Source organism: Shimia aestuarii, from assembly GCF_900114635.1.
GTDB lineage: Bacteria > Pseudomonadota > Alphaproteobacteria > Rhodobacterales > Rhodobacteraceae > Shimia > Shimia aestuarii.
The window spans coordinates 1,425,865-1,448,964 of record NZ_FOTQ01000001.1 but is presented as its reverse complement, the minus strand read 5'-3'; the positions used below and the strand labels follow the sequence as shown (position 1 = coordinate 1,448,964).

22 protein-coding genes are annotated in these 23,100 nt (G+C 60.0%); 6 read left to right on the top strand and 16 right to left on the bottom strand.

The window, feature by feature from the left end; translation table 11 throughout:
• Positions 1-40: 40 nt before the first annotated feature.
• From BMZ35_RS07145 to BMZ35_RS07070, 16 genes are all read right to left on the bottom strand, one after another.
• Positions 41-691 carry a DUF3299 domain-containing protein gene (locus BMZ35_RS07145; RefSeq protein WP_093092195.1) on the bottom strand — a complete coding sequence of 217 codons (651 nt, stop codon included), beginning with the start codon at positions 689-691 and terminating at the stop codon, positions 41-43.
• 14 nt (positions 692-705) lie between these two features.
• On the bottom strand, positions 706-2,214 hold the full coding sequence (locus tag BMZ35_RS07140) for an FtsX-like permease family protein (protein WP_093092193.1): 1,509 nt from the start codon (positions 2,212-2,214) through the stop codon (positions 706-708).
• Positions 2,211-2,900 (bottom strand): ABC transporter ATP-binding protein, encoded by a 690-nt coding sequence (locus BMZ35_RS07135; protein ID WP_207502912.1) that lies wholly within the window; start codon positions 2,898-2,900, stop codon positions 2,211-2,213. Before BMZ35_RS07135 ends, BMZ35_RS07140 begins: the two co-directional genes overlap by 4 nt.
• A gap of 119 nt (positions 2,901-3,019) precedes the next feature.
• On the bottom strand, positions 3,020-4,153 hold the full coding sequence (locus BMZ35_RS07130) for a BamA/TamA family outer membrane protein (RefSeq protein ID WP_093092189.1): 1,134 nt from the start codon (positions 4,151-4,153) through the stop codon (positions 3,020-3,022).
• A gap of 86 nt (positions 4,154-4,239) precedes the next feature.
• Positions 4,240-4,521, bottom strand: coding sequence for a hypothetical protein (locus BMZ35_RS07125; protein WP_093092187.1), 282 nt, complete (start codon positions 4,519-4,521; stop codon positions 4,240-4,242).
• Entirely contained in the window at positions 4,478-6,100 is a 1,623-nt protein-coding gene (locus tag BMZ35_RS07120) for a nitrite reductase (RefSeq protein ID WP_479725466.1), read from the bottom strand. The genes BMZ35_RS07125 and BMZ35_RS07120 overlap by 44 nt, the downstream gene beginning before the upstream one ends.
• On the bottom strand, positions 6,075-7,289 hold the full coding sequence (gene nirJ / locus BMZ35_RS07115) for a heme d1 biosynthesis radical SAM protein NirJ (protein WP_093092185.1): 1,215 nt from the start codon (positions 7,287-7,289) through the stop codon (positions 6,075-6,077). The genes BMZ35_RS07120 and nirJ overlap by 26 nt, the downstream gene beginning before the upstream one ends.
• A 1-nt stretch (position 7,290) precedes the next feature.
• The gene (ahbB, locus tag BMZ35_RS07110) at positions 7,291-7,779 is read right to left on the bottom strand and encodes a siroheme decarboxylase subunit beta (RefSeq protein ID WP_093092183.1); all 489 of its coding nucleotides are present in this window, start codon (positions 7,777-7,779) and stop codon (positions 7,291-7,293) included.
• On the bottom strand, positions 7,776-8,228 hold the full coding sequence (locus BMZ35_RS07105; RefSeq protein WP_093092181.1) for an Lrp/AsnC family transcriptional regulator: 453 nt from the start codon (positions 8,226-8,228) through the stop codon (positions 7,776-7,778). Before BMZ35_RS07105 ends, ahbB (BMZ35_RS07110) begins: the two co-directional genes overlap by 4 nt.
• Positions 8,225-9,226 (bottom strand): siroheme decarboxylase subunit beta, encoded by a 1,002-nt coding sequence (ahbB, locus tag BMZ35_RS07100; protein WP_093092179.1) that lies wholly within the window; start codon positions 9,224-9,226, stop codon positions 8,225-8,227. The genes BMZ35_RS07105 and ahbB (BMZ35_RS07100) overlap by 4 nt, the downstream gene beginning before the upstream one ends.
• Positions 9,227-9,229: 3 nt before the next feature.
• Entirely contained in the window at positions 9,230-10,375 is a 1,146-nt protein-coding gene (locus BMZ35_RS07095; protein WP_093092177.1) for a cytochrome D1 domain-containing protein, read from the bottom strand.
• Positions 10,372-10,752 carry a c-type cytochrome gene (locus BMZ35_RS07090; protein ID WP_093092175.1) on the bottom strand — a complete coding sequence of 127 codons (381 nt, stop codon included), beginning with the start codon at positions 10,750-10,752 and terminating at the stop codon, positions 10,372-10,374. The genes BMZ35_RS07095 and BMZ35_RS07090 overlap by 4 nt, the downstream gene beginning before the upstream one ends.
• Positions 10,745-11,512 (bottom strand): uroporphyrinogen-III C-methyltransferase, encoded by a 768-nt coding sequence (gene cobA, locus BMZ35_RS07085; RefSeq protein WP_093092173.1) that lies wholly within the window; start codon positions 11,510-11,512, stop codon positions 10,745-10,747. The genes BMZ35_RS07090 and cobA overlap by 8 nt, the downstream gene beginning before the upstream one ends.
• A 691-nt stretch (positions 11,513-12,203) precedes the next feature.
• Positions 12,204-12,620, bottom strand: a complete 417-nt coding sequence (locus BMZ35_RS07080; RefSeq protein ID WP_093092172.1) for a plastocyanin/azurin family copper-binding protein — start codon at positions 12,618-12,620, stop codon at positions 12,204-12,206.
• 59 nt (positions 12,621-12,679) lie between these two features.
• Positions 12,680-14,473 (bottom strand): NapC/NirT family cytochrome c, encoded by a 1,794-nt coding sequence (locus BMZ35_RS07075; protein WP_093092170.1) that lies wholly within the window; start codon positions 14,471-14,473, stop codon positions 12,680-12,682.
• A 199-nt stretch (positions 14,474-14,672) separates the two neighbouring features.
• Positions 14,673-16,349: a cytochrome D1 domain-containing protein gene (locus BMZ35_RS07070; protein ID WP_093092168.1), complete on the bottom strand. Its 1,677-nt coding sequence runs from the start codon at positions 16,347-16,349 to the stop codon at positions 14,673-14,675.
• Positions 16,350-16,616: 267 nt separating this feature from the next.
• On the opposite strand from BMZ35_RS07070, the gene BMZ35_RS07065 reads away from it, so the two are divergent.
• The 6 genes from BMZ35_RS07065 (at position 16,617) to BMZ35_RS07040 (ending at position 23,095) form a co-directional block, all read left to right on the top strand.
• Positions 16,617-17,801 (top strand): NnrS family protein, encoded by a 1,185-nt coding sequence (locus BMZ35_RS07065; protein WP_093092166.1) that lies wholly within the window; start codon positions 16,617-16,619, stop codon positions 17,799-17,801.
• Between the two features lie 141 nt (positions 17,802-17,942).
• Entirely contained in the window at positions 17,943-18,395 is a 453-nt protein-coding gene (locus BMZ35_RS07060) for a c-type cytochrome (RefSeq protein ID WP_093092164.1), read from the top strand.
• Between the two features lie 14 nt (positions 18,396-18,409).
• The gene (locus tag BMZ35_RS07055; protein WP_093092162.1) at positions 18,410-19,777 is read left to right on the top strand and encodes a cbb3-type cytochrome c oxidase subunit I; all 1,368 of its coding nucleotides are present in this window, start codon (positions 18,410-18,412) and stop codon (positions 19,775-19,777) included.
• Between the two features lie 5 nt (positions 19,778-19,782).
• Positions 19,783-20,595 (top strand): CbbQ/NirQ/NorQ/GpvN family protein, encoded by an 813-nt coding sequence (locus tag BMZ35_RS07050; protein ID WP_242654715.1) that lies wholly within the window; start codon positions 19,783-19,785, stop codon positions 20,593-20,595.
• Positions 20,596-20,603: 8 nt separating this feature from the next.
• Positions 20,604-22,541 carry a nitric oxide reductase activation protein NorD gene (locus BMZ35_RS07045; RefSeq protein ID WP_093092158.1) on the top strand — a complete coding sequence of 646 codons (1,938 nt, stop codon included), beginning with the start codon at positions 20,604-20,606 and terminating at the stop codon, positions 22,539-22,541.
• Positions 22,538-23,095 (top strand): cytochrome c oxidase subunit 3, encoded by a 558-nt coding sequence (locus tag BMZ35_RS07040; protein ID WP_093092156.1) that lies wholly within the window; start codon positions 22,538-22,540, stop codon positions 23,093-23,095. The genes BMZ35_RS07045 and BMZ35_RS07040 overlap by 4 nt, the downstream gene beginning before the upstream one ends.
• Positions 23,096-23,100: the final 5 nt, after the last annotated feature.

Genomic DNA, 23,100 nt, shown 5'->3' with positions numbered 1-23,100 from the left:
AAAACCCCGCGCGGCGCTGCCTAGCGGGGTTTTTCATGAATCACTTGTAAGGTTCAACGAGATCCGCTGACATCTGGTAGGTGATCTCCACTTCCGTGGTGCCATCCACCATGTAGAGGTTTTCAGTCGCAAACTCTGACTGCATCTGGCCCGCGATCCAGATCGGTTCGAACATGCCGTCGACCTTGATCCCCTTGGGGTAAGTGACATGCACGATCTGGTTGGCATCTGGTGGCGGGGTGTGGATACAGGCGCCGACTGTCGGGACGAGAAGAAATTCGACCGCTTCCTCACCCTTGAATTCAAGTGGCAGGATGTAGCCAGGCAGACGTACGGATTGCCCGACAATCTCGGGATTGGGTGAGCGGGCTGCCTTGATCCGGTTCTCCATGACCACGAGGCGTTGGGCAAACAACCCATCCACGTCGAGCCCGCGTTCAGTCAGACCCGCGCGCAATTCGGTCGCTTCGGCGCGGATCTGGGGGTCCTCCTTGTCTTCCAACAGGGATTCAAGCCGCAGAAGCTTGGCCAAGGATCGGATGTCGGACTGGTCCAGATCGGCAAACGGGTTCTCATAAGGCTCAACTTCCGGGATCAGCGCATTCCACTCGATCACGGTGGGCTCAGCGGCAAAGGCCGTCGTTGAGAAACCTAGTGCAAGAACACAGGCCGTCGTGGTGGCAAAGCGCATTGTCGTTCCAACTCCTATAGGCGCATGGTCAAGCCGTCCGCCAAGGTCATGCGATAGACACGCAGGGCAGGCAGGAGGCTGGCCAGGAAACCAAAGCAGAAAACGGCGAGGATCAAAAGACCTTCCCTTGGAAGAGACAGGGCCGCACCCATGCGAAAGCCGAAATTCGCCGAAAGCACGGGGTCGGCCACCAATGCGCCGATCGTCAGGAGCGCGAGACCCAGCGCAAGGCCACCAAGGGTGACAAGCACTGCTTCGAGAACGATCAGGCCAAAGATCGTGCCCGGCGTGGCGCCCACGGAACGCAGGATGGCGAATTCACGGCGGCGGGATTCAAGCGCGGCGGACAGCATCACCACCATACCCACCATGCCCGCCACGGCCACGGCCGCCGCCATGATGCGCAGAGCTCCTTCGGCGGTGCCGGTGATCGACCATAGTTGCAACAGGGCGACGTTGGGCATGACAGCCGACAACGGTTCGGGCGCGGTTTCGTTCAGGGCGCGTTGTACGCCAAGAATGCCCGAGGCGGATTTGAGACCCACATAGATCGCGTTGATCTGCTCGGGTTCAGGTTCGTGCTCTTCATGCGCATGGTCCGCGTGGTCGTCATGATCGGCTTTGGTGTGGTCCTTGTGCGCATCGTGTTCATGCTTGCTATGATCCGCGTCGGAGTGTTCCTCATGCGTGTCGTGCGCGTGTGCGTCATGATCAGCTTCGTCGTGGTCCTCACGCGCGTCGTGTTCATGTTCGTCATGATCAGCTTCGGCATGGCCCTCATGCGTGTCCTGCGCATGTTCGTCATGTTCCGCGTGGTCATGATCCGATGTCGGAGCAGAGCGCGCAGCTTCGGAGCCCAGAGCTTCGAAAGGATCACTTTGGACCGGCGCTTCGTCCTGATGCAGGGCATCAAACCCGTCAAGCGAGATCAGAACCATGCGGTCCACTGCCGTTCCGGTTGGCGCCAGAACACCTGAAATGGAAAATGGGGCTTCGTCGTGCTGATGGAAAGCCACCGATCCGCTGCCATGGGCGTTGATGATCTCGGTGCCCAGAGCATAGCCGAATTCGGCAGCGATTTCGGCCCCAATCACGGCGTCATGTGCGTTCTCAAAAGCATGACCGGAGGCAAAACGAAGCTCCTGCCCATTGGAATGTCGGAAATGCTCGAAATAGGCCGTGCTGGTACCGATCACCGGATAGCCACGATGGTTGTCGCCCATCATGATCGGCACAGCCCAAGCGGTTTGAGGCAGGTCAGAGACATATTCGAACGTGTCCCAGTTCAGCCCGGACCCGGTCGAGCCGACCCCAAAGACCGTGGCCATCAGGATTTGCACATCATTGCCGCGTGGCGCGACGATCAGGTCGATGCCCGACGCGGAGTTTGCAAAGGCGAGCCGCGCCTGGCTGCGCAGGCGCTCAACCCCGAGGATCAGCGCCACGCTGAGGGCGATGGAAAATACGGTCAGAAGCACCACAAAACGCCGGTTCCAAAGACTTTGGATACCCAGAGAGATCATGCCGATGCCCCCCTGTTCAGATCACGAAAGTCGACAACCCGGTCGAAATGTTGCTCAAGCCCGGTGTCATGACTGACGAACAAAAGCGCGGCTTTGGCTTGGGCACATTCCCGCATCAGCAGTTCAACGAACTGGTGTTTGGTGGCCTCATCAAGGGCCGAGGTGGGTTCATCCGCGAGGATCAGTTCCGGTGCTCCGATCAGGGCGCGGGCGGCCGCGACGCGTTGCTGCTGACCAACGCTGAGCGTGCTGGCCGGGGCGGACATCAGCGCAGGATCTCCAAGCCCGAGATCCGTGAGAAGTGCGCGGGCCGTTTCTTGCGGGTCGTGTCCGGCTCGATCGCGGCGGCGTTTGGAAAATCGGCAGGGCAACAGCACGTTGTCCAATGTATTGAGCCACGGCAACAGGTTGAAAACCTGAAAGACAAGGCCAAGGTGATCGACACGGAACCTGTCGCGGGCAGAACCGGAGAGCGTCCCCACATCCGTCCCGGCAACGGAAACGGCGTTGGCCGGTATGTTGATTACACCCGCAATGGCCGATAGCAGCGTGGATTTGCCGATACCGCTTGGCCCCTTGAGAAGAACACTCTCGCCCGGGGCGAGCGCGAAACTGGCCAGGTCAAGCACGGGCTTCGTGTTGTTGGGCCACCGGAATTGAAGCGAGTCTATGGTCAGCGCGTTCATGATATGTGATACTATTACAATGCTTCTTACGTGATACCGAATACGCCGGGATTATTCCAGATGGAAAATCCCGGAAACGAATGGTTTTCGAACTTCGCTGAATTTCGGGGTGCCCGGTATCAGAACCGTTCGCCGACTGAGATATACAAAAGGGACTCTCCGTCATCGTTAAAAGACATGTCGACGGCGAAATTGACCGGTATCTTTTTTGACACACGGTAACGAAGTCCGACCCCTCCGGCATAGCCGTTGCGGTTCAGGGCATCGAAAGACGATCCGACACCGCCCGCCCCGGCAAAGGCCACGAAGCCAAAACGATCCGATAGGCGGTGCCGATATTCCGCTTGGGCCGACAGGAGCCGTGGACCCAAATACTGGGTGGGGTTGAACCCACGCATCGCATCCGTCCCGCCAATCGAGCACAGATCAAAAAACGGAACGCTGCCATTCGTGCCGCATCCCGCCACGCGCAGGGCGAGCACGTTTTCCGCGCCAATGGGCGTGTAGTGGGAAAACAGGGCGGTTGTCTTGGAATAATCCGTCACGCTGGAAGATTGCACTTCGTTGGCTAATGCGGTCGCCACAAGATGCGTGCCGTCTTTCGGATAGAGGTCGCTGTCCCGCGTGTCATATTCCGCGACCAGACCAAGGCTATAGGTCGTCAGGCCGCCGAGAAGACGATAGTTGCCGGGCAGACCGGAGAAGTTGGGGTTTCCCGAGGAAATGTCAGTGTCGAGATACTTGCCCAGGATCCCGACCTTGAAATTCGACGCAACCTTGCGATCGAGCTGGACCTTGGCGAACCTGCCGGTCTGCAGAAGCGGAATCGCAACTGGACCCGCCAAAAGGTCGTAGTTCAAATTCGCTTCTGCCAAGGTCGAGGAGAATGTCCAACGATCCTCGTCCAGAGCAAGCTTGAACGAAAGACCATGGGCCTCGCTCCCATTTTCCGATTTCATGGCACCAATCCCGAGCATGGATGTTCGCGAGGCCGGATCTGCCTGAAACAGGTATCCCGCTCCAAGCGCCAGACCGGCCCCGATCAGGGGATTGGAAAAAGGAATCGGTGCAACGATGAATGACCCGTGACGGAATCCGACAGTTGCTTCGGTCTCTGTGACCTTGGCGATCTGGTTGCCGGCCAAGTGCCGATCTTCGGCTTGCGCAGTTGCAGCTGCAAAGGTGATTGCAAGTGTCGCGAGCGTGACCGAAGTGGTGAATGGCCTAAGGAAATCACACAAAAACGAAAACATCGGATCCCCGCGCAGGCGTTAAGAACCCTCGAATTCTAACATGGCAACCAATGAAATCCCATGCGGTACACCGCCCATCCGTAGGTTTAGCGTTCGGCCTCGTCCATCAGCCCGCGAATCCATTTGGCGCAGAGCCAGGTCGCCGGAAAGGCCAGCGGGAATGCCAGAAGGATTGTGATCACGGGCTCCAGCGCGGTCCAGCCCAGCGCCTGCCACATCAACCCGATAAAATACAGGTTGATTGCGACCGCGCCCCACGCAAAGACAAAGAACCAGAGCGACAGGCGCCGAACCGTCCAATAGACGGGTTCGGCATTGTCGGCCTCAGTGGCTGGTGCCTTCGGAGAAGGTGATTTTGTTCCAGACATTGTATTTTCCCGAGGGTTTGCGCATCGGCAGGCGGCGCACTTCTTCCAGAGTTTCGGCATCATAAACGATCACCGCGCCATCGTCTTCCCAGATCGAAACCAGCGCATAACGCCCATCCTTGGTGAATTCGACATGCGCAACGGTCTTGCCGACGGCGGGTTGCAACGTTTTCACGATCTCAAGGCTTTGCTTGTCGATGACGTGCATAAGATCCCGGTTGGGGCCAAAAAAGACATCGGCCCAGACATAGCGCGAGTTCTCGTGGCTGCGCACAAAGAACCCCGGCCCTTTGGCTTCGATCTTCTTGATGGTTTCCCATGTCGACATGTCGATCACCGACACCACGCCACCGCGCATGTGCGGGGTTGCCATCACGGTAGTGCCATTACGTTCCCAGGTGGTGCCCGAACTCAGATGCGGCATGCCCGGCAGGTCGAGATCGGCGATCTTGTGACCGATGACAAGGTCGATGACCTGCCCGCCGGTGCCTTCGGCCCCATCACGGGACGCGCCCATGATGTATTCATAGGTCTGGTCAAAGAAGAAATCGTCGAGGTAATCGGGCAATGTGATCTTGCGAAGGGGGAAGGGAATATCCTTGTGTGCCAGACCCTCGGTGCGCCAGTCATGGGCAAAGCCGAATTGTGGGGGATTTTTGCCGTAAAAGATCTCCCAGATCTCCGGCACATCCTTGAGCGCCAGCACAAAGCTTTCGCGCGGCGGCACCTGATAGACGGCCGACACGCGGCTTGGTGTGCCATCCTTGCCCACTACGGGCTGCACCTTGGCGACGGTCAAGTCTTCGGTATTTAGGATGGTCAGCAGATTGGGCAGATAGCTGGCTACGGCCAGCCATTTGCCGTCACTCGACATCGCGATATTGCGGCTGTTTAGCCCTGCGCGCACCTGACCGACGGTCTGCAGCGCGTAGATGTCATATTTCTGCACCCAGCCATCGCGCGACATGATGAACAGATACCGCCCAGTCGGATCGTATTTCGGCCCGCCATGCACGGCAAAAGGCGTCGGGAACCGGTCAAGTACCTCGAACGTGTCGCCATCCAGAACACTGACGTGATGGTCCCCCGTTTCCACGACAACGGTGATGTTCATCGGGTCTGCATCCCAAACGGGTCCATCCACCGGCGTATAGTCCGGGTTCATCTCGCGGCTGGCGTTGATCTCGGCTTTACCCCACGGAGGGAGCGCCTCAAGCGGGGTTCTGAGCAGTTCGACAATGGCATCTGCCCGCGCCTGATCCAGCTCTTCTTTGAAGGCCGGCATCTGCGTCGCTACGCGCCCGTTCAGGATGACTTCGGCCAGGTTCGGCCCTCGGATCTTGCGCAAGGTTTCGGGGATCAGCGCCGGTCCCGAACCGCCCAGCCGATCTTCTCCATGGCACGAGGCACAATGCTCGGCGTAATCCTCCTTGGCTCCGGCAAACGCCATGCCCGACAGGAACACGGCCGCCAGCGTGGTCAGCATTCGTCCCATCTTCATTTTGCCGAAAATACTCATGCGGTAGGCGTCCGAACGCGCGCCGACGAAGGGGTCAGAAGAACTGGTGTTGCGGGTCATGTTTCTTGCCTCGAAACGGGGTGACGCTCAGCCGTTCGGCCTCATCGACACCGATCTCGGAATTTGTCAGGTAGCAGGCCGGATCTTCGGCCCACGGATCGCCCGTAACCTGCAATGCGCGGATGCGGGTGTTGCCGCCACAGACATCCTTGATCGCGCAGGCGCCGCAACGGCCCTTTAGGGGGCGCGGCCGGGTGCGCAGGGTGGCCAGCATCGGATCGTCACCAGTCCAAAGCTCGGAAAACGGCGTCGTCTTAACGTTGCCGACGGAATAATCCGACCAGTAGGTGTCAGGATGCACCTTGCCTAGGAAATCGATATTGGCCACGCCAAGGCCAGAGCTGTTGCCGCCCCAGGCCACGAGGTGGTCGCGCAGATGGGCGACCTTGTCGGCGTCGAACCGCTCTGCTGCCCATTGCAGGAAATAGCCCGCGTCGGCGTCGTTGTTGCCGGTGACGATATCCAGTTCCCGCCCGCCATTGGCAGATTCCCAAGCCCGTTCCAGCAACAGGTCCATGCCCTTGCGGGTCATCAGGTGATGCGCATCCTCGCCCCGGTTCTTGTCGCCGCGCCCGGCATAGACAAGGTGGCTGAGGTAAAACTTGTCCACGCCTTCGTCGTCGCAAAGCTTGAGAAGATCGGGCAGGTGGTGCTGTGTGCCTTCGGTCAGGCAAAAGCGCAGTCCAACGCGCACATCGCGTTTCTTGAGCTCGCGCACGCCACGCACGGCATCGTCAAACGCGCCATCGACACCGCGGAACCAGTCATTGGTCGCGCCGATCCCGTCGATGGAGATGCCGACATAGTTGAAACCGATCTCGGCCACGCGGTCGGCGGTTTCGCCGTGAATCTTGGTGCCGTTGGTCGACAACGCCAGCACGCGGGTCAGCTTGCGCGCCCGTTCCGCCAGCGGGAAAAGATAGGGGCTGTCCAGCGGCTCGCCACCTGACAGGATAATCGCCGGGACCTTGAACTGACCCAGATCCTCAAGCGTATCGAACGCCTGTTTCTCGGACAATTCGCCGGGGAAATTCACGTCCGCCGACACAGTGTAGCAATGACGGCATTTGAGATTGCAGCGCCGGGTCAGGTTCCAGATCACCACCGGTTTCACGGCGCGGTCCGGGTTGCGGTGCCGCGCGGGTGTCGGCTTGACCAGCTGGTGCATGTATTCGGTAAGGCGGAACATGTCAGTCCCCTTTCTTGCGAAGCCGAAGCCCCGTCTTTTTCAGAATCCGGGTGGAATAGAGCGTGTCACAGCCCCGCAGCGCGTCGCCGAGGAGGGTCACGATCTGCTGGCGTTTTTCCTCGACCTCGTCCTTGGAAGACCCGTGCACCATGGCAAACAGGTTATAGGGCCAGTCAGGAAGCGCGCGCGGACGCTCGTAGCAATGGGTGACAAAGGGCAGGGCACCGATCTGTGCGCCAAGTTCGGCCAGACGATCATCTTGGACATCCCAGACGGTCATGCCATTGGCGGTCATGCCCAGCTTGTAGTGGTTCGGGGCGGCGGCAATCCGGCGGATCACACCGCTGTCTTTCATCGCCTGCAGGCGTTTGGTCAGCTCGCCTTCGGGAATGGCGAGCTCCGAGGCCACCTTGGCATAAGGCGCCGGGACAAGCGGCAGCCCCCCTTGAAGGGCTTCAACGATGCGGCGGTCTGTAGCGTCAAGTGTCATGCGGCAACCCGAAACCCGATGTAGAATTCCTGAAGCTTGGGAAACTGGAGTACCTTGTACCCAGTGTCCTGTTCTATTGCTTCGGCCACCTGTCCGATCGCTTCTGGCGTTTCACAAGCCAGCACGAACCACATGTTCAACCGATGCGTACGTTCATAATTATGCGCAACCTCGGGGCGCGCATTGACTTTGGTTAGCACGGTTTCAAAGTCTTCTTCCGGGATCGCCATGGCGCACAGGCAAAAGTCGCCGCCCATTGCATGGGCATCAAAGAACGGGCCAAACCGGGTCAGAACACCATCGGCACGCAATTGACGAATGCGGGTAAGAACTTCTTCTTCGGTGATCCCGAACTCTTTGGCCAAAACCTTGAAGGGGTGATGGTCCAGCGACAGATCATCCTGCAACCGGTTGATCAGGTCGCGGTCCAGCTGGTCAAGCTCGCTCATGCTGCGCTCTCCTTGGGGGCGGTGATCATCGCGCCGGTCTGTTTGAAACAGCGGGTGGAAAACAGCGCCTGATGCCGTACCCCTTGCAGTTCGGGCAGTTTGGCAGCGTTTTCCAAAGCTTCCAGCGCTTCGCCCCGGCTGCGGGCATGGATCATGGAATAAAGGCGATAGGGCCAGACACCTTCGACGGGGGTGCGTTCATAACACAGAGTAATGCCCGGCTGCGCAGCCAGTTTCGGGCCGGCCACCGTTATCTGGTCTGGTGACAGGTCCCAGACCACCATGGCGTTGCTGCGCCATCCCAGCGCGCGGTGCCGCACGATCACGCCAAGTCGGGCAATGATGCCAGAGTCCACCAGTCGATCAACGCGTTCAAGCACGCTGGCCTCGCTGCGATTCAGCGTCTCGGCAAGGGCGGCATAGGGCTGAGCCACGATCGGCATGCCTTTGGTCAGAAGTTGCAGGATGTCCTGATCACCCGGGCGCAGCGCGGAACAATCGGCCTGTTTTGCAGCGGGAGGTGCGCCGCGTGTCCCCTCGCCACCATTGAGGCGGAAGCCGAGGTCGACATTGAAGGGCCGCACGAGGCGCAGAGCCAGAACACGCAGGCCGGTACGTTCCTCGATCCGCGCCAGCGACGCATCCACATGGGCGCGGTCAGGTCCGGTGGCAACGAACCACAGGTTCCATTCATCTTCACGCTCGTAGGAGTGGTTCACACCAGGCTCCTGTCCGATGATCGCGGCAACCTCTTCGATCCGCTCATCCGGTGCCGCCACGGCGGCCAGTGTGCTGGCCGACACGGTGTTGGGCGCGCAGGTCGCGCCGACCCGCGTAATCCGTCCGCTATTCTGCATCTTCGACAGGCGGTCGAGCACGTCGTCCTCGGTAATCTCCAGCGCCTTGGCCAGCTCGGCAAAGGGGCGCGCGGTGATCGGGAAATTACGCTGGAAATCATCCAGCAACAGGCGGTCAATTGGGTCGGCAACGATCTTCATGGCTTACAGTCCCGTCCTGTGCGCGCGCGCTGTGAAAAAGATGCCAGAGGGGCTGTCGGCGTCAATCTCGCGCAGCTTTTCAAAGCTGTGCGTGTCGTAGATCATGACCTTCCCGGCATCGCGGACACTGATCCAGACCTCGTTGCCGCGCGGCGTGAACTCCATGTGCAGCACCGCGGGGCCGGGTTTGAACTCGTGGATGATTTTCTTGCTTACCGTGTCGATCACTTGGATCGTGTCGTTGAGCGGATGGGCAAAGTTCACCCAGACATGCCGCCCGTCGGGGCGCGCCATGGCAAAGACCGGCTGGCCATAGGTCTGGGTGCGTCCGCTTTCCTCCAGCGTATCGGAATTGATCCACAGAACCTCGTGGTGACCCACGGCGGGCAGGACAAATTCGTTGCCAGTATGCGCCCAGCCTTCGAGGTGGGGCATCTTGTAGACCGGCATTTCCTTTTGGCCGCGCCCATAATTGGGCAGCACGCGGATCGGTTGGGGGTTCTCGTCCCACAGGTCCAGCGCGGTCAGCCCGTCTTCGCCAAAAAGGCCGGTGATATAGGTGCGGCCATTGGCAGTTATCAGCGCGTCATAGGGACGGTCGCCCATGTCGGAGATCTTGGTGATGTCGAGATCGCCCGAGGACAGATCGGCAATCCATGTCTCGCCCGTATCCCACATGGTAAACACAAAGCGACGGCCGGGCGCATCGACAAGGCCGATGGTCTTGCTGTCGGTCGGGATGTCGGCAACCATTTCCAACGTGTCAGCATCAAAGATGCGCACACCGCCGGGCTCATAGTTGGAGACGGCCACGAGGGTTCCGTCATCCGAAATCGCGCCGCCGATCGCGTTTCCGGCCTGTACCACGCGATTTGCAATCTCGCGGGTGACGATATCGACCTTGGTCAGGCCACCGTCACGGCCAAACACATAGGCAAAGCGTTCGTCCGGCGAATAGACCAGCGACGCGTGGCTGAGATCGCCCAGCCCCTCGATCCGTGCCAGCGCGGCGCGTTCGGACTGGTCTACCAGAAGGACCGAGCCTTTTGCCCGCTCGATCACCAGACCGAGATCCCCCGTCGCAGTGGGTTCACCAAACGCAGTCGTCGCAAAAAGCGCCGCTGCCAGCGTCAGGCCAAGCGATTTCATTGCATGTCCTCCGGGGAAAGCAGGTAACGGGCCACCCATTCGGCTTCTGCCTCGCTCATCAGCGGGCGCCAGGGGGGCATGGGGGTGTCAGGGATACCGTCAAGGATCACGTCCCTGAGCACCTCGACGTCGTAATGTTCGATGGTTTCGGGGCGCAGGTCGGGACCCAGCCCACCCTTGAGCGTCAACCCGTGGCAAGAGCCGCAATCCTGAACCACCAGTCGCTTGAGTGCGTCCGGGTCGATCGCGTCCGTGGCCAGCGCCATGGTTGCCAGAAAGAGCGCCCCAGTGAAGACTGCATTGCCTGTCAGGGCGTTGCGCCGCCGCCGGGGTGGGCGCGGGATCGGGTCGCGATATGCTTTTTCAAACCTATCCATTTGCGCTCACCGCTTCGACGGGCAGGTCTTGCGGTTTGGAGGCATAAAGCGAGACGACCTTGCCGATGATAAAGAGAGTGGGGGGCTTCAGACCGGCATCGCGGCAATCCTGCGCGATGGTGCCAAGGGTCGAAACCATGCGTTCTTCGTTTGCCGCCGTGGCACGTGAGATCGCCATGACCGGGGTCGAGGGTTTGAGACCCTCTGTCATCAGGCCTACGGCGATCTGGCCGATATTGGCAACACCCATGTAGACGACCAGCGTCGTGTCCGGGTCCGCCAGACGTTTCCAGTCAAGATCAAGCACCTTGTCCGCCTGACGGTGCCCGGTAACATACTGAACGCCCGTGGCCAGCCCGCGATGGGTCAGCGGCACGCCTGTCGAACAGCTTGCGCCCTGTGCGGCAGTGATGCCGGGGGCGTATTCGATCTCGATATTGCGATCCATGAGATAGGCGGCCTCTTCCGAGCCACGACCAAAGATCATTGGATCACCGCCCTTGAGTCGCGCCACCTTGCGCCCCATCGCTGCCTGTTCCCACAGGATTTCATTGATCCGGTCTTGCGGGACGAGATGATTCTTGGGGCATTTACCGACCGCGATCAGCTCTGCGCCCTCGGGGCAAAGCTCCATGATTTCGTCGGAGACAAGCCGGTCGTAGACCACAACGTCGGCCTCTTTCAGCATACGCAGGGCGCGCAGGGTCATCAGCTCGGGGTCGCCTGGGCCGGCTCCAATCAGGAACACTTTACCGGTCATGGGAAATCTCGCTTGTTGGTGTGGATGCGGACAGGCCCGGACTCCGCACCGTAAACGGTACCGGAAGAGAAAATTCTGGCTTGGGAATCCTGGCGTTTCATGGGCCCGAGATTGGCCCCTGGGCGCCCGCGCTTCCTTGACAAAAGTTAAGGCAGGGCGAAATAGATGCGGCTGATAAATATCTATTAGAGATAGAGGTTTTTGGGGTCAAAGCGTGATCGAAACAGGATTTCGATCAGAGTCACTTGGTGATTGCTTCGAGCCTTCTTGACCGATGTTGCGTGTTGAGTAAGTGCTGGCTATTCGTGTTGGTGGCATAAACGACCGTTTTTGGCACACAGTTCTCTCAGGGGTTTACGTCCGCTCGCCGGACAGAACGACCGTTCGCCCCGCGCGGAATCAAGCCGAGGGCGCCGCGCATCTCTGGGCCGTCCCCCGGCGCAGCGATTTGGCCGAGTTTGACGCACGACTGTGTGGGTATTCGGGTTTTGCGGGCATAAAGTGCTGTCCTTCAAATGTTGGTCCGCTGCGCCACGGCCCAGCGATGCGCTATTGCAAGCGGGGCACTTTCGGTACACTGCGGCCCTTCTCGGCTCCGCTGAATGTGCCAAAAGCAGTGTCGGACCATGCAGCACTTCCGGCTAGAGGCTCGCGAAGGTCGACCTTCCTGATTTTCAGGACAACGGCGGGTTCACTCCTGAACCTTGACCATTCCGATCATGTTCTGGGTTTCCCAATGCGGGCCACAGAGTGTCTGGGCATCGACCGGTTCAAGGAAGGTGAATTCGACATGCTCTTCGGGGAAGGCGCGGTCGGATTCGGGCATGCTGGCATCGGGCGAAAGAACGCTGTGGCTCGTGCGTTTGTCAACGTTCACCCAGCGCACTGTGGTGCCAACGGGCACGGTGATTTCGGCTGGGCAGAAGTTGTATTTGTACATGGTCACGACCGTCACGCCTTCGGCCTCGGACGAGGGTGCGCCGAACATCTCGACATAGCGTTCCTCGGCTTCGGCGCAGATCGCGGCCTTGTCGTCGTCACCCGCCAAAACGGGAAAAGCTGCCGCGAGCGACAGCAGGGCAGGGGAGAGAAATCTGGATATACGCATGGGTCCACTCCTTACCAAAAAAGCGGTGGCCGGGAAATCCCCGGCCACCGTCCGTTTGTTTACTGACCAACCACGTTGATCTGTGCTTCGCCGTTGTCCAGCGCCATCGTCGTGTTCAGCGTCACGTGATGGAAGCGTGCGGCGGCAAAGTCGTCGTGGATGGCAAAGCCCACAGTGTAGGTCTTGCCTGCCTCGAGCGGCACGTCACCCACACCCCCGGCCAGAGGCCGCGAGAAGACAACGGTCCACATACCGGCCGACAGATTGGCAGAGGCGGCAATCTCGCCTTCGTTCTGCACCCGGCGTTCGAGCAGGTAGCCGTTGGTGGCGCTGCCGTCGGCGTAGACACGCATCAGGTCCATGAAGGTGCCATCGTTGAGATAGGCGTCAAGTTCTTCCGCAGACTTCAGCTTGTCCCAACCGCCCTGCGGCGCACGACGTCCCTTGATCTCGATGTCGGTACGGGACTCTGCGAGGTACTTGGTGATGGTGTCGGTTGCCTGAAGCTGAGCGGCGATCTCGGCAGCTGAAGCGATGGCATCCGCACCCGGATCGGCGGGCATGTAGGTGTTGTCTGCGTGGCAGGTCGCCCAGCAGCCAACCTGCTCGCCCATCTCGATACCGGTGCCGGTGATCATCATGGCCACCTTCACCTGGTTGTCCGGGTCCATCTTGCCGCCGTCCACAAAGGGTGCGGGGGCGTGCGGATTGTCGGCCCATTGCAGGCGGAAATAGACATTCTCGCCGTCATGTGCCGCCTGAACCGTGGCATTGATGATGCCAGGCTTGCCGGGGATCGGGGTCGGCTCAAGCTCGCCGTCCTTGCCTCCGGCGCCGCCGACGACCTTGTTGCCGATGGTTTCAAGCTCTGCCGCGTGGCACGTGGTGCACTGATCGCCACCCTTGGTCAGCGGACGAGCGCCGCCGTGGGTTTTGCCGTTCTGCACCCATTCGAACGAGGCCTGACCGGGGTAGAACAACGTCAGGTCGGCGCCACTGACAGAGGCCCAGTCGACGTTTGCGCCAACTGCGTCACCGGCATCGGCTTCGGTTGCTTGACCAGCAGCCTTGGCCTGTTCCTCGGCACGGGCCGCGTCGACCGCGCTGGCGATCTGGGCCTGAACCGCGTCACGAGCAGCTTTTTCCGCAGCTTTCTTGGCTTCGGCTTCCTCTGCCTCGATGGCTTCGATCTTGGCAAGGCTGTCGAGGTATTTCTGCGGCACTTCGCGCACGAATTTCGGGTTCGGCGCTTCGAGGGCTTCAAGATACTCCTCGTCCGCACGGCCCCTCAGGTCGCTGTGTGCAATGCCCTTGTGACAGTCGATACAGGTCTGACCGGCGGTCATGGCGTTCAGGTGTTGTTGACGGGCACGCGGTTTCTGGAACTCGGGCAGCATCGAGTCGAAGTGGTGACAGTTGCGGCATTCAACCGAGTCGGTCTTCTTCATCCGCTCCCATTCGTTCATCGCGAGTTGCAGGCGGTGCTTGTCGAATTTCTCGGGTGTGTTGATCTTGCCGGTGATCTTGCCCCAGACTTCCTTGGAGGCCTTGATCTTGCGGATGATCTTGTGTGTCCAGTCTTTCGGCACGTGGCAATCCGAGCAAACGGCGCCCACACCCGAGCGGTTCACATCGTGAATCGTGCCCTTGTATTCCTGGTATACGAAGTTCTCCATCTCGTGGCACGAGATGCAGAAATCCTTGGTGTTGGTAGCTTCCATGGCGGTGTTGAAACCACCCCAGAAGACGATCCCGGCGATAAAGGCCACGAGGACCCCACCGATGGGCATACCCCAGAGCACATAGCGCTTCCACAGGGGCTTTTTGGTTTCTGGTTCGTTGGTCTGGGTCATCTCCAGGCTCCGTCTGTCACTCTTCTAAGAGGGCCCCGTTTGCCGGGGTCTGAGGGTGTTGGATTGCAAGGAGCGGGGGGCAAAATCCGGGGTTTATGCTCTGCCCGGGTTCCCCGCGGTCGTCGCAATCCGGCACCGCGGTGCAAGAAAAGAAGGGCGGGCGCGTGGCCCGCCCTTCCGAGGTGGTCTCAGGTCACGATCAGGTGACGTGGTTCGAACGGTTGTAGACGTTGAACTTGCCGGTCGGGGCGTAGAGGCCCTTCACGCGACCAATCTCTTCCAGCGTTTTCGCGTCGAAGATCACGATCTCGCCGTTCGGCTCTTTCGAGGTCGACAGGTTCCACTTGGACACCCAAACTTCGGTACCGTCAGCGTTGAACTCGAAGTGAACAGCTGCGCTGCCTTCTTCTTCGGTGATCTGGATCGTTTTCACGATTTCGCCGGTCTCTTTCGAGATGACCTGCACCGACTGCTGAATTTCAGGCTCGGGGTGCTTGGTCTGGTCCGCCCAGATGTAGTCCGAATTCGGGTGAGTCCGTACGAACAGGCCGGCACCATCGGTTTCGGTCTCGTAGCAGACTTTCCACGCCTGGTCCGGGTGGCCTTCGGGGTCGTTGCCCCAAACGGTCACAGTACCAACACCCAGGTGGGTCGTACCGGCAACCGGACCACAGTTCGGGTCGTTCCAGTTGGCGCCGGGGCCGGGGTGCGGCAGGGCTGCGGTGTCGATCATCGCTTCCAGCTTGTGGGTTTTGGTGTCAACCACAACCATCTTGTTCGAGGCGTTTGCCGCGATCTGGAAGTAACGACCTGTCGGATCAAAGAACCCATCGTGCAGGAACTTGGCCGAGTTGATCTTGTCGATCCGCAGGTTGTCGAGATCGGTGTAGTCCACCTGCCACAGCTGGCCGAGTTCTTTCACGGCAACGATCCAGGTCGGCTCGTTCGGGGTGGTGTAGATGGCGGCCACGCGGGCTTCTTCCACATAGTCCCCGTCCACGTTTACACCGCGGGTCGAAACGACTTTCAGCGGTTCCATGGTTTGTGCGTCGACGATGGCGAAGTGCGGAGGCCAGTAACCGCCACCGATCACGTATTTGCCGTCGCCGGAAACGGCCACGTCACGTGCGTCGTATGCGATCTTGACTTCCGAAACCAGCATCTTGTCCGGCGTCTGCCAGAGGTCGATCTTGGTCATCTTGCCGTCGCGGCCCATCGTGTACCAGAAGCGGCCCGGGTTTTCCGGCTCTTCCAGCTTGTGGTGCTCGGAGGCTTTCAGAACGTGCACGGCGTAACCGGTGGGGATGTGCGTCAGCACTTCCTTGGTGTCGCCGTCGACAACGGCCACTTTACCTACGTCACGCTCGATGACGACGAAGAAGTTTTCCCAGTTGCGGCCGTGCAGCGGCTCGGTCGGGTAATCGGCTTCTTCGACATAGACCTTGCGGGTCTCTTTCATCTGGGCAAGCGACATCTCCGGCGGCTTCGGCGGATCCATCATGATGTAGGTCGCCATGTCCTTGATTTCCTGCTCGGTCATGATGTCCGAGAAGTTGTTCATCCCGCCTTCGGTACCCCAGGCGATGATTTTTTCAAGGCGTTCCTGGCCAAGCTTCAGCGTGCCACCTTCGGTGACGGTGCCATCCTTGGCAGTCTTTTTCCAATGCGGCTCCAGGTTTTTGCCGGTGGCGCCTTTACGCAGAACGCCGTGGCAGCCCGCGCACTGTTCAAAGTACAGTTGTTTGGAGGCTTCAAAGGCTTCCTCACTCAAGGTGGGGCCTTCTGCCAATGCGGGCGCAGCGGTGGAGCCAAGCAGCAAAGCAAAGCCGACTCCCAGTGCCCGACGAGATTTTTTGTAGGTGATTCCAAGCGACATGATCACTCTCCTTTGCTGGTGAGGCAGGTCGGATATGAGGGGGATCGCCGATTCCAATCCTTGACTTTTGTTAGCTCCCCTTCCGATTTGCAAAGACGTCGCAGTGAAAAATATCGCCGCCCTTTGACAATTGTTAAGAGCAGTCGCAGGCGCCGACATATTCTTGCACGCAAGAGCAGATGGCGCGCCGCTCCCTTCTCATCCAAACGGCACGCCGCCAGAAACCCGCCCCTATCCGGGCGAGCGCAGATCAATGGAGAAGGTCAGGTGTCCACTCTGAAACGTATTCTGAGCGAAGGCTTTCGGGTCTTTTTCCTGTTGGCCGGTCTTTACGGGGTCTTTGTCGGCGTGATTTGGGCGATGTGGCTTGTCGCCGTCGAAAGCAGCGGCGAGTCGTTGCTGCGGGCCTCGGATCCGGTCATGTGGCACGCCCATGAGATGATCTTTGGCTATGCCGGGGCGGCGATGGGCGGCTTTTTCCTGACCGCGGTGCCGAACTGGACCAACACCCCGGCCGCGCGCCTGTCATTCCTGTCGGTGGCTGCCGGATTGTGGCTGGCGGGCCGTCTTGCGATGTGGGGCCTTGGCGCCTTGCCGCCGGGTCTTGTCGCCGCGCTCGACCTCGCGTTTGTGCCGATTCTCGGCCTCAAGATCGCGACTCAGCTGATCAAACGGCCCAAGCCGCAAAACATGATGTTCCTGTTGATTCTCACGCTGCTGTGGCTTGGCAACCTTATGGTCCATCTCGAATGGAGTGGTGTGACCGGCGCGACCGCTGATGCGGGTCTGCGGGCTGGTCTCTTCGCGCTCTGTGCGATGATAGTTGTACTGGGGGGCAGGATCACCCCGGCCTTCACCCGCAATGCGATGAAACGTGAAGGCGTGGGCGAAGAAGACTGGCCCGTTACATGTGCCGTGTCCGACCGCGCGTCTTTGGTACTGGGTCTCCTGTTGCCGGTTCTGATGCTGCTTTCGGTGCCTGGCTTCCTGTCGGCGATCGTTGCGATCCTGTTGGGGGTCGTGCAGATCATTCGGCTTAGCCGCTGGCGTGCGGGCTGGGCATGGAAACAGCCGATTCTCTTTGCCTTGCATCTCGGGCTGGGCACGCTGGGCGTCGGGCTGATCCTGTGGGGCGCTGCGGCCTTTGGACTTGGCCAGGAGATTGCGGCCCTGCATGTGATTGGAATCGGTGGAGTCGGGGGCATGACGCTCGCGGTGATGAGTCGCGCGGCCCTTGGCCATTCCGGGCGACCTTTGGTTGCACCGCGTGCAGTGGCTGTTTCTTATGGGCTTCTTGCCCTGACCGCACTGGCCCGCTGGCTGGTCTCGATCCTGAGTCCCGAAGCGTATTTTCCAATGATGGCAGGCGTCAGTCTGCTTTGGGGGTTGGTCTTCATCCTGTTTGTCTTCAGTCTTTGGCCCGCGCTGACGCAGCCGCGCGTAAGCGGCTAAGCTTTTGAAGATAATATCAGAAGTTGAAAAAAGAAGACTTCTCCACAGCAATGAATCCGCAAGCTTGACTTTTGTTAAGGAAGATCGGCGGACCTCCGCCGATAAGTGTTCTACTATCAACCTGGCGCAAAGGAGAGCCCAATGCGCGAAGTCATGACAAAAAGCATGGCCCGGAACATCTTCTACGGCGGGTCACTGTTTTTCATCATCATCTTCCTGGGACTATCGTTCCATTCGCATCGCTATATCGTCACTACCTCCACCAACGTAGAAACCCTGTCCGAAGAAGTCGCGCTGGGTAAAAAGGTGTGGGAAGATAACGCGTGTATCAACTGTCATACGCTCTTGGGCGAAGGGGCATACTTTGCACCTGAGCTTGTGAACGTGATGACCCGCTGGGGCGTCGATGACGACCCGGAGGCCGCTTTCGAAACCCTGAAAGGCTGGATGGAAGCCATGCCGACCGGGATCGAGGGACGCCGCCAAATGCCCAACTTCAATCTGAGTGACGACGAGATCCGTCACCTGTCCGAGTTCTTCCTGTGGATCAACACGATCGACGCGCAGGACTGGCCACCGAATGAAGCGGGTTAAGGAGGTCTGAACCAATGAAATACAAATCTCAAAAAATCGCGCTGGTCTACTTTGCCGTGGCAATGGGCCTGTTCGCGATCCAGGTTCTGGGCGGCCTTCTGGCTGGCTGGATCTATGTCTCCCCGAACACGCTGTCCGAGCTCCTGCCGTTCAACATCGTTCGGATGCTGCACACCAACTCGTTGGTTGTCTGGCTTCTGCTCGGCTTCTTCGGCGCTGCCTACTTCCTGATCCCGGAGGAATCCGAGCGGGAAATCCACAGCGAGAAGCTTGCCTATCTCCAGCTTCTGATCCTCGTGGTCGGCACGCTGGGCGTGGTTGTGACCTATGTCTTCAACCTGTTCGAAGGTCACTGGCTGCTGGGTAAAGAAGGCCGCGAGTTCATCGAACAGCCCAAGTGGGTCAAGGCCGGTATCGTCGTGGCCGCGCTGATCTTCCTCTACAACATCTCGATGACGGTGTTGAAGGGCAAGAAAACCGCGATCACCAACATCCTGCTTCTGGGTCTCTGGGGTCTGGCACTGCTGTTCCTGTTCAGCTTCTACAACCCGCACAACCTGGCGCTCGACAAAATGTACTGGTGGTACATCGTGCACCTGTGGGTGGAAGGCACCTGGGAACTGGTGATGGCATCGATCCTCGCCTACCTGATGCTCAAGCTGACCGGCGTGGACCGCGAAGTTGTCGAGAAATGGCTCTACGTGATCGTGGCTGCCGCTCTGTTCTCGGGTATCCTTGGTACAGGTCACCACTACTACTTCATCGGTACGCCCGGTTACTGGCAGTGGATCGGCTCGATCTTCTCGTCGCTCGAAGTTGTTCCTTTCTTTGCCATGATGGCCTTCGCCTTTGTCATGGTCTGGAAAGGGCGTCGTGACCACCCCAACAAAGCTGCCCTCCTGTGGTCGCTTGGCTGTGGTACTCTGGCGTTCTTCGGCGCGGGTGTCTGGGGCTTCCTGCACACGCTGCATGGTGTGAACTACTACACCCACGGCACGCAGATCACCGCCGCACACGGTCACCTGGCCTTCTACGGTGCCTATGTCTGTCTGAACCTCGCGATCATCAGCTACGCCCTTCCGGTGCTGCGCAACCGTGATCCCTACAACCAGGTTCTCAACATGGCCTCGTTCTGGATGATGACCTCGGGCATGGTGTTCATGACCTTCGTCCTGACCTTTGCTGGCACCGTGCAAACGCACATGCAGCGTGTTCTTGGCGAATACTTCATGGACGTTCAGGACTCGGTGGAACTCTTCTACTACATGCGCTTCGGTGCGGGTCTGGTGGTTGTCCTTGGTGCGATCCTGTTCATCTACTCGATGGCAGTACCGCGCAAGGAAATCATCGAAGCCGGCTCGGCTGAGACGCCTGCGGAGTGATGAAAATGGACGGTTCAATGAACCCCGAACTGAAGGGGGCGGCAGACGCCCCCTTCTACCTCGCCCAAAGCGACGAATGCGACGTGTTCGAAGCTGCCTCATCCAACAATCTGCCGGTTCTGCTCAAGGGTCCGACCGGCTGCGGTAAAACCCGCTTTGTGGCCCACATGGCCGCGAAACTGGGCCGCCCTCTTTACACGGTTGCCTGTCATGACGACCTGGCCGCCGCTGACCTGATCGGGCGCTACCTTCTCAAGGGTGGCGAAACGGTCTGGGTCGATGGCCCCCTCACCCGCGCGGTGCGCGAAGGGGCGATCTGTTACCTCGACGAGGTGGTCGAAGCGCGCAAGGACGTGACCGTGGTGCTGCACCCGCTCACCGACGATCGTCGCATCCTGCCGATCGACCGCACCGGTGAAGAACTCGAAGCCGCTCCCGGCTTCATGCTCGTGGCCTCCTATAACCCGGGCTATCAGAATATCCTCAAGACGCTGAAACCGTCGACACGGCAGCGTTTCATCTCGGTCGAATTCGACTTCCCCGCACCCAATCTCGAGGAGAAGGTCGTGGCCGAGGAAAGCGGTCTGGAGCTGGAGCGCGTGAAACCGCTCGTGCGTCTGGCCAACAAGCTGCGCGGCCTCAAGGGGCAGGATCTGGAGGAAGGGGTTTCGACCCGCCTCGTGGTCTATGCTGCCACCCTGATCGCGCAGGGAATGAACGTGGATCGCGCCATTCGCGCGGCCATGATTGAACCGCTTACTGATGACGAGGACATCAAACGCGGCCTCTTCGATCTTGTCACTGCTGTCTTTGGGTGAGGCCGGTAATGGCTAAGATCGAGTTTGAGCCATGGGAACCCGAAGAAACCGTCGGGAAACTGTGGCACAATTTTGCCAGTCGCCTTGATGCGCCAGAGGCGCATGATGAGGCCGGAGTCGACCTTTCCGAGGTTGGCGGGCGGCTGGCAGTTCTTTTCAGGGGATTGGGGGGCAGTTCGAGCGTCGAACTGCGCCCCGTCTCCGACGAGATTTCCCGTCACCGTCTGAGCTGGCGCCGTCGCCTTGGCACCGAGGCCGAGTTGGTTGCGCGCACGAGCTTTGACGGTGAAATCCTGCGTCTGCCCTCGCGTCTCGCTGTGTTGCCTACGCGCGAGGCAAACGGCGCGATGTATGTCTGGCTGGCCGCCGTGGCGGCCCATGCACCGGACCGCGTGGCCGAGGATGACCCGCTGCGCGCCGATCTGCGCGCGCTGGCCGCATCGCGCAAGATGGTCGCTGACACGCTGGAAGACGCACCGGGCTTGCGCGATCTCTATCATGCTCTGTGTCAGGGCATCCTGCATTATCGCTTGAAATCGGACCTGCCCCGCGACGAGGCGGCGGTGGATGATATCGTGCGCCACATGCTAGGCGACGACCTTCCTGCCAGTGCGCAACCGCTTTGGCAGGCCATGGAAAACGACGCGCTTGACGGAATTTCCGCACCGCGCGGATACCAGACATTCCGCCCCGTTCCGCTCTGGCCCGAACTGCGCCCCGTACAGTTCTCGGAAGGCCACGAGGTCGAGAACCGCGAAACCGAAGGCCCGCCGGAAGAAGGTGACACCAACGAGAAAACCCACCGTGCCCGCCGCCGCAAGTCGGATCAGGCCGAGCGCACGGACAGCTTTATCCTGCACAAGTTCGAAGCGATCCTGAGCTGGGCCGAGTTCCTGAACCTCAACCGCCGCGTGGATGACGACGATCCCGACAATGCCAAGAAGGCGGCGGATGATCAGGACGAGATCGGCCTGGGACAGATTTCCAAGGCCCCGCCGACCAAGCTCAAGCTGCACCTTGATCTCGCGCCCGAAGACGTCGACCGCGAGAAGCTTTCTGGCAAGATCATGTATCCCGAATGGGATGTGCGCACGGGCCAGTATCTGCAAGATCACGTCTGTGTGCTGACCTCGGACGCCGAGGCGAAAGAAGAAAATCAGGCCTATGCCCGCGATCCGGTTGCGGCGCGCCGCATTCGGGCCGTCAAGAAGCAGTTCGAAGCGTTGCGCCCGGGCCGCGTGACCACGCGCGGGCATCTGGACGGCGATGCGCTCGACATGGACGCCACCGTGCGCTCGCAGGTCGACCGGATTGCCGATGGTGAAGGGTCCGATCGGATCTGGCTGCAATCGCGCCCCGAAGCGCGCGATCTGGCGGTGTCGATCCTGCTTGATGTCAGCCGCTCCACCGAGAGCGCCATTACTGGCCGCGCCGTGATCGACATCGAGCGCGAAGCGCTGGACGCGCTGGCGTGGGGTCTGAATGCTTGTGGCGATGATTTTGCCATTCACGCGTTCTCCTCGCTCAAGCGTGACCGGGTATATATCCAGAAATGCAAAGGCTTTGACGAACCGATGAGCCCCCTGGTGGAACAGCGGATCGGCAGCTTGCGCCCCGGCTTCTACACCCGCCTTGGGGCGGCGATCCGACATGTGTCCGCGGATCTGTCCGAACAGACCCGCAAGCGCCGGTTGCTGCTGGTGATCACCGATGGCAAGCCAAACGACCTTGACCACTACGAAGGGCGCCACGGGATCGAAGACACCGCGATGGCGGTCCGCGAGGCGCGTCGCGCCGGACATGCGGTCTATGGCGTGACGGTGGATCGGGACGGCAAAAGCTGGTTTGCGCGGATGTTCGGGCAGGGCGGATTCTCGATCATCCCGGACCCGGACAAGCTGATCTATGCCTTGCCGCAAATCTACAGGCAGCTGGTCACGGGATGAGCCAAGCAGACAGCACGCATCCACCGGGCGCCTTGCCGGGCGAACTCATGATGTGGGTGCTCATCATCTCGGAACTGTTGGTGTTCGGAGCCGGGCTTTTGGCCTTTATGGGCGTGCGCCTGACCGATCCGGTTGGTTTTGCCGAGGCGCAATCGCATTTGCACCGCACCGGGGCCGCACTCAATACCGGGGTGCTTGTCACCTCGGGGTATCTTGCGGCGCGGGCCTATCTGTGGCGTGGGGTCGGTGCGCGCCCGAAAGCGCGCCTTGCGCTGGCCGGCGCGGCGGCGCTGGGCGTCGTGTTCCTGATCATCAAGGGCGCGGAGTACGCGGATAAGGCGGCGCAGGGGATCGCATGGGATACCCATCCGTTCTTTACCTTCTACTACCTGCTGACTGGATTTCACGCGGCCCATGTCGTTGCCGGGGTGGTGCTGTTGCTGCTGGTCGCGTGGAAGGATGCGCCCCGCAATATCGAGGCCGGAGCACAGTTCTGGCACATGGTCGATCTGGTCTGGGTGCTTCTGTTCCCAGTGATCTATCTCTTGGGGTGACGATG

Bases quoted from the DNA above. Each gene is read 5' to 3' on its own strand.
- BMZ35_RS07145 (WP_093092195.1), bottom strand. From the start codon at position 691: ATGCGCTTTGCCACCACGACGGCCTGTGTTCTTGCACTAGGTTTCTCA.
- BMZ35_RS07140 (WP_093092193.1), bottom strand. From the start codon at position 2,214: ATGATCTCTCTGGGTATCCAAAGTCTTTGGAACCGGCGTTTTGTGGTG.
- BMZ35_RS07135 (WP_207502912.1), bottom strand. From the start codon at position 2,900: ATGAACGCGCTGACCATAGACTCGCTTCAATTCCGGTGGCCCAACAAC.
- BMZ35_RS07130 (WP_093092189.1), bottom strand. From the start codon at position 4,153: ATGTTTTCGTTTTTGTGTGATTTCCTTAGGCCATTCACCACTTCGGTC.
- BMZ35_RS07125 (WP_093092187.1), bottom strand. From the start codon at position 4,521: ATGTCTGGAACAAAATCACCTTCTCCGAAGGCACCAGCCACTGAGGCC.
- BMZ35_RS07120 (WP_479725466.1), bottom strand. From the start codon at position 6,100: ATGACCCGCAACACCAGTTCTTCTGACCCCTTCGTCGGCGCGCGTTCG.
- nirJ (WP_093092185.1), bottom strand. From the start codon at position 7,289: ATGTTCCGCCTTACCGAATACATGCACCAGCTGGTCAAGCCGACACCC.
- ahbB (WP_093092183.1), bottom strand. From the start codon at position 7,779: ATGACACTTGACGCTACAGACCGCCGCATCGTTGAAGCCCTTCAAGGG.
- BMZ35_RS07105 (WP_093092181.1), bottom strand. From the start codon at position 8,228: ATGAGCGAGCTTGACCAGCTGGACCGCGACCTGATCAACCGGTTGCAG.
- ahbB (WP_093092179.1), bottom strand. From the start codon at position 9,226: ATGAAGATCGTTGCCGACCCAATTGACCGCCTGTTGCTGGATGATTTC.
- BMZ35_RS07095 (WP_093092177.1), bottom strand. From the start codon at position 10,375: ATGAAATCGCTTGGCCTGACGCTGGCAGCGGCGCTTTTTGCGACGACT.
- BMZ35_RS07090 (WP_093092175.1), bottom strand. From the start codon at position 10,752: ATGGATAGGTTTGAAAAAGCATATCGCGACCCGATCCCGCGCCCACCC.
- cobA (WP_093092173.1), bottom strand. From the start codon at position 11,512: ATGACCGGTAAAGTGTTCCTGATTGGAGCCGGCCCAGGCGACCCCGAG.
- BMZ35_RS07080 (WP_093092172.1), bottom strand. From the start codon at position 12,620: ATGCGTATATCCAGATTTCTCTCCCCTGCCCTGCTGTCGCTCGCGGCA.
- BMZ35_RS07075 (WP_093092170.1), bottom strand. From the start codon at position 14,473: ATGACCCAGACCAACGAACCAGAAACCAAAAAGCCCCTGTGGAAGCGC.
- BMZ35_RS07070 (WP_093092168.1), bottom strand. From the start codon at position 16,349: ATGTCGCTTGGAATCACCTACAAAAAATCTCGTCGGGCACTGGGAGTC.
- BMZ35_RS07060 (WP_093092164.1), top strand. From the start codon at position 17,943: ATGCGCGAAGTCATGACAAAAAGCATGGCCCGGAACATCTTCTACGGC.
- BMZ35_RS07055 (WP_093092162.1), top strand. From the start codon at position 18,410: ATGAAATACAAATCTCAAAAAATCGCGCTGGTCTACTTTGCCGTGGCA.
- BMZ35_RS07050 (WP_242654715.1), top strand. From the start codon at position 19,783: ATGGACGGTTCAATGAACCCCGAACTGAAGGGGGCGGCAGACGCCCCC.
- BMZ35_RS07045 (WP_093092158.1), top strand. From the start codon at position 20,604: ATGGCTAAGATCGAGTTTGAGCCATGGGAACCCGAAGAAACCGTCGGG.
- BMZ35_RS07040 (WP_093092156.1), top strand. From the start codon at position 22,538: ATGAGCCAAGCAGACAGCACGCATCCACCGGGCGCCTTGCCGGGCGAA.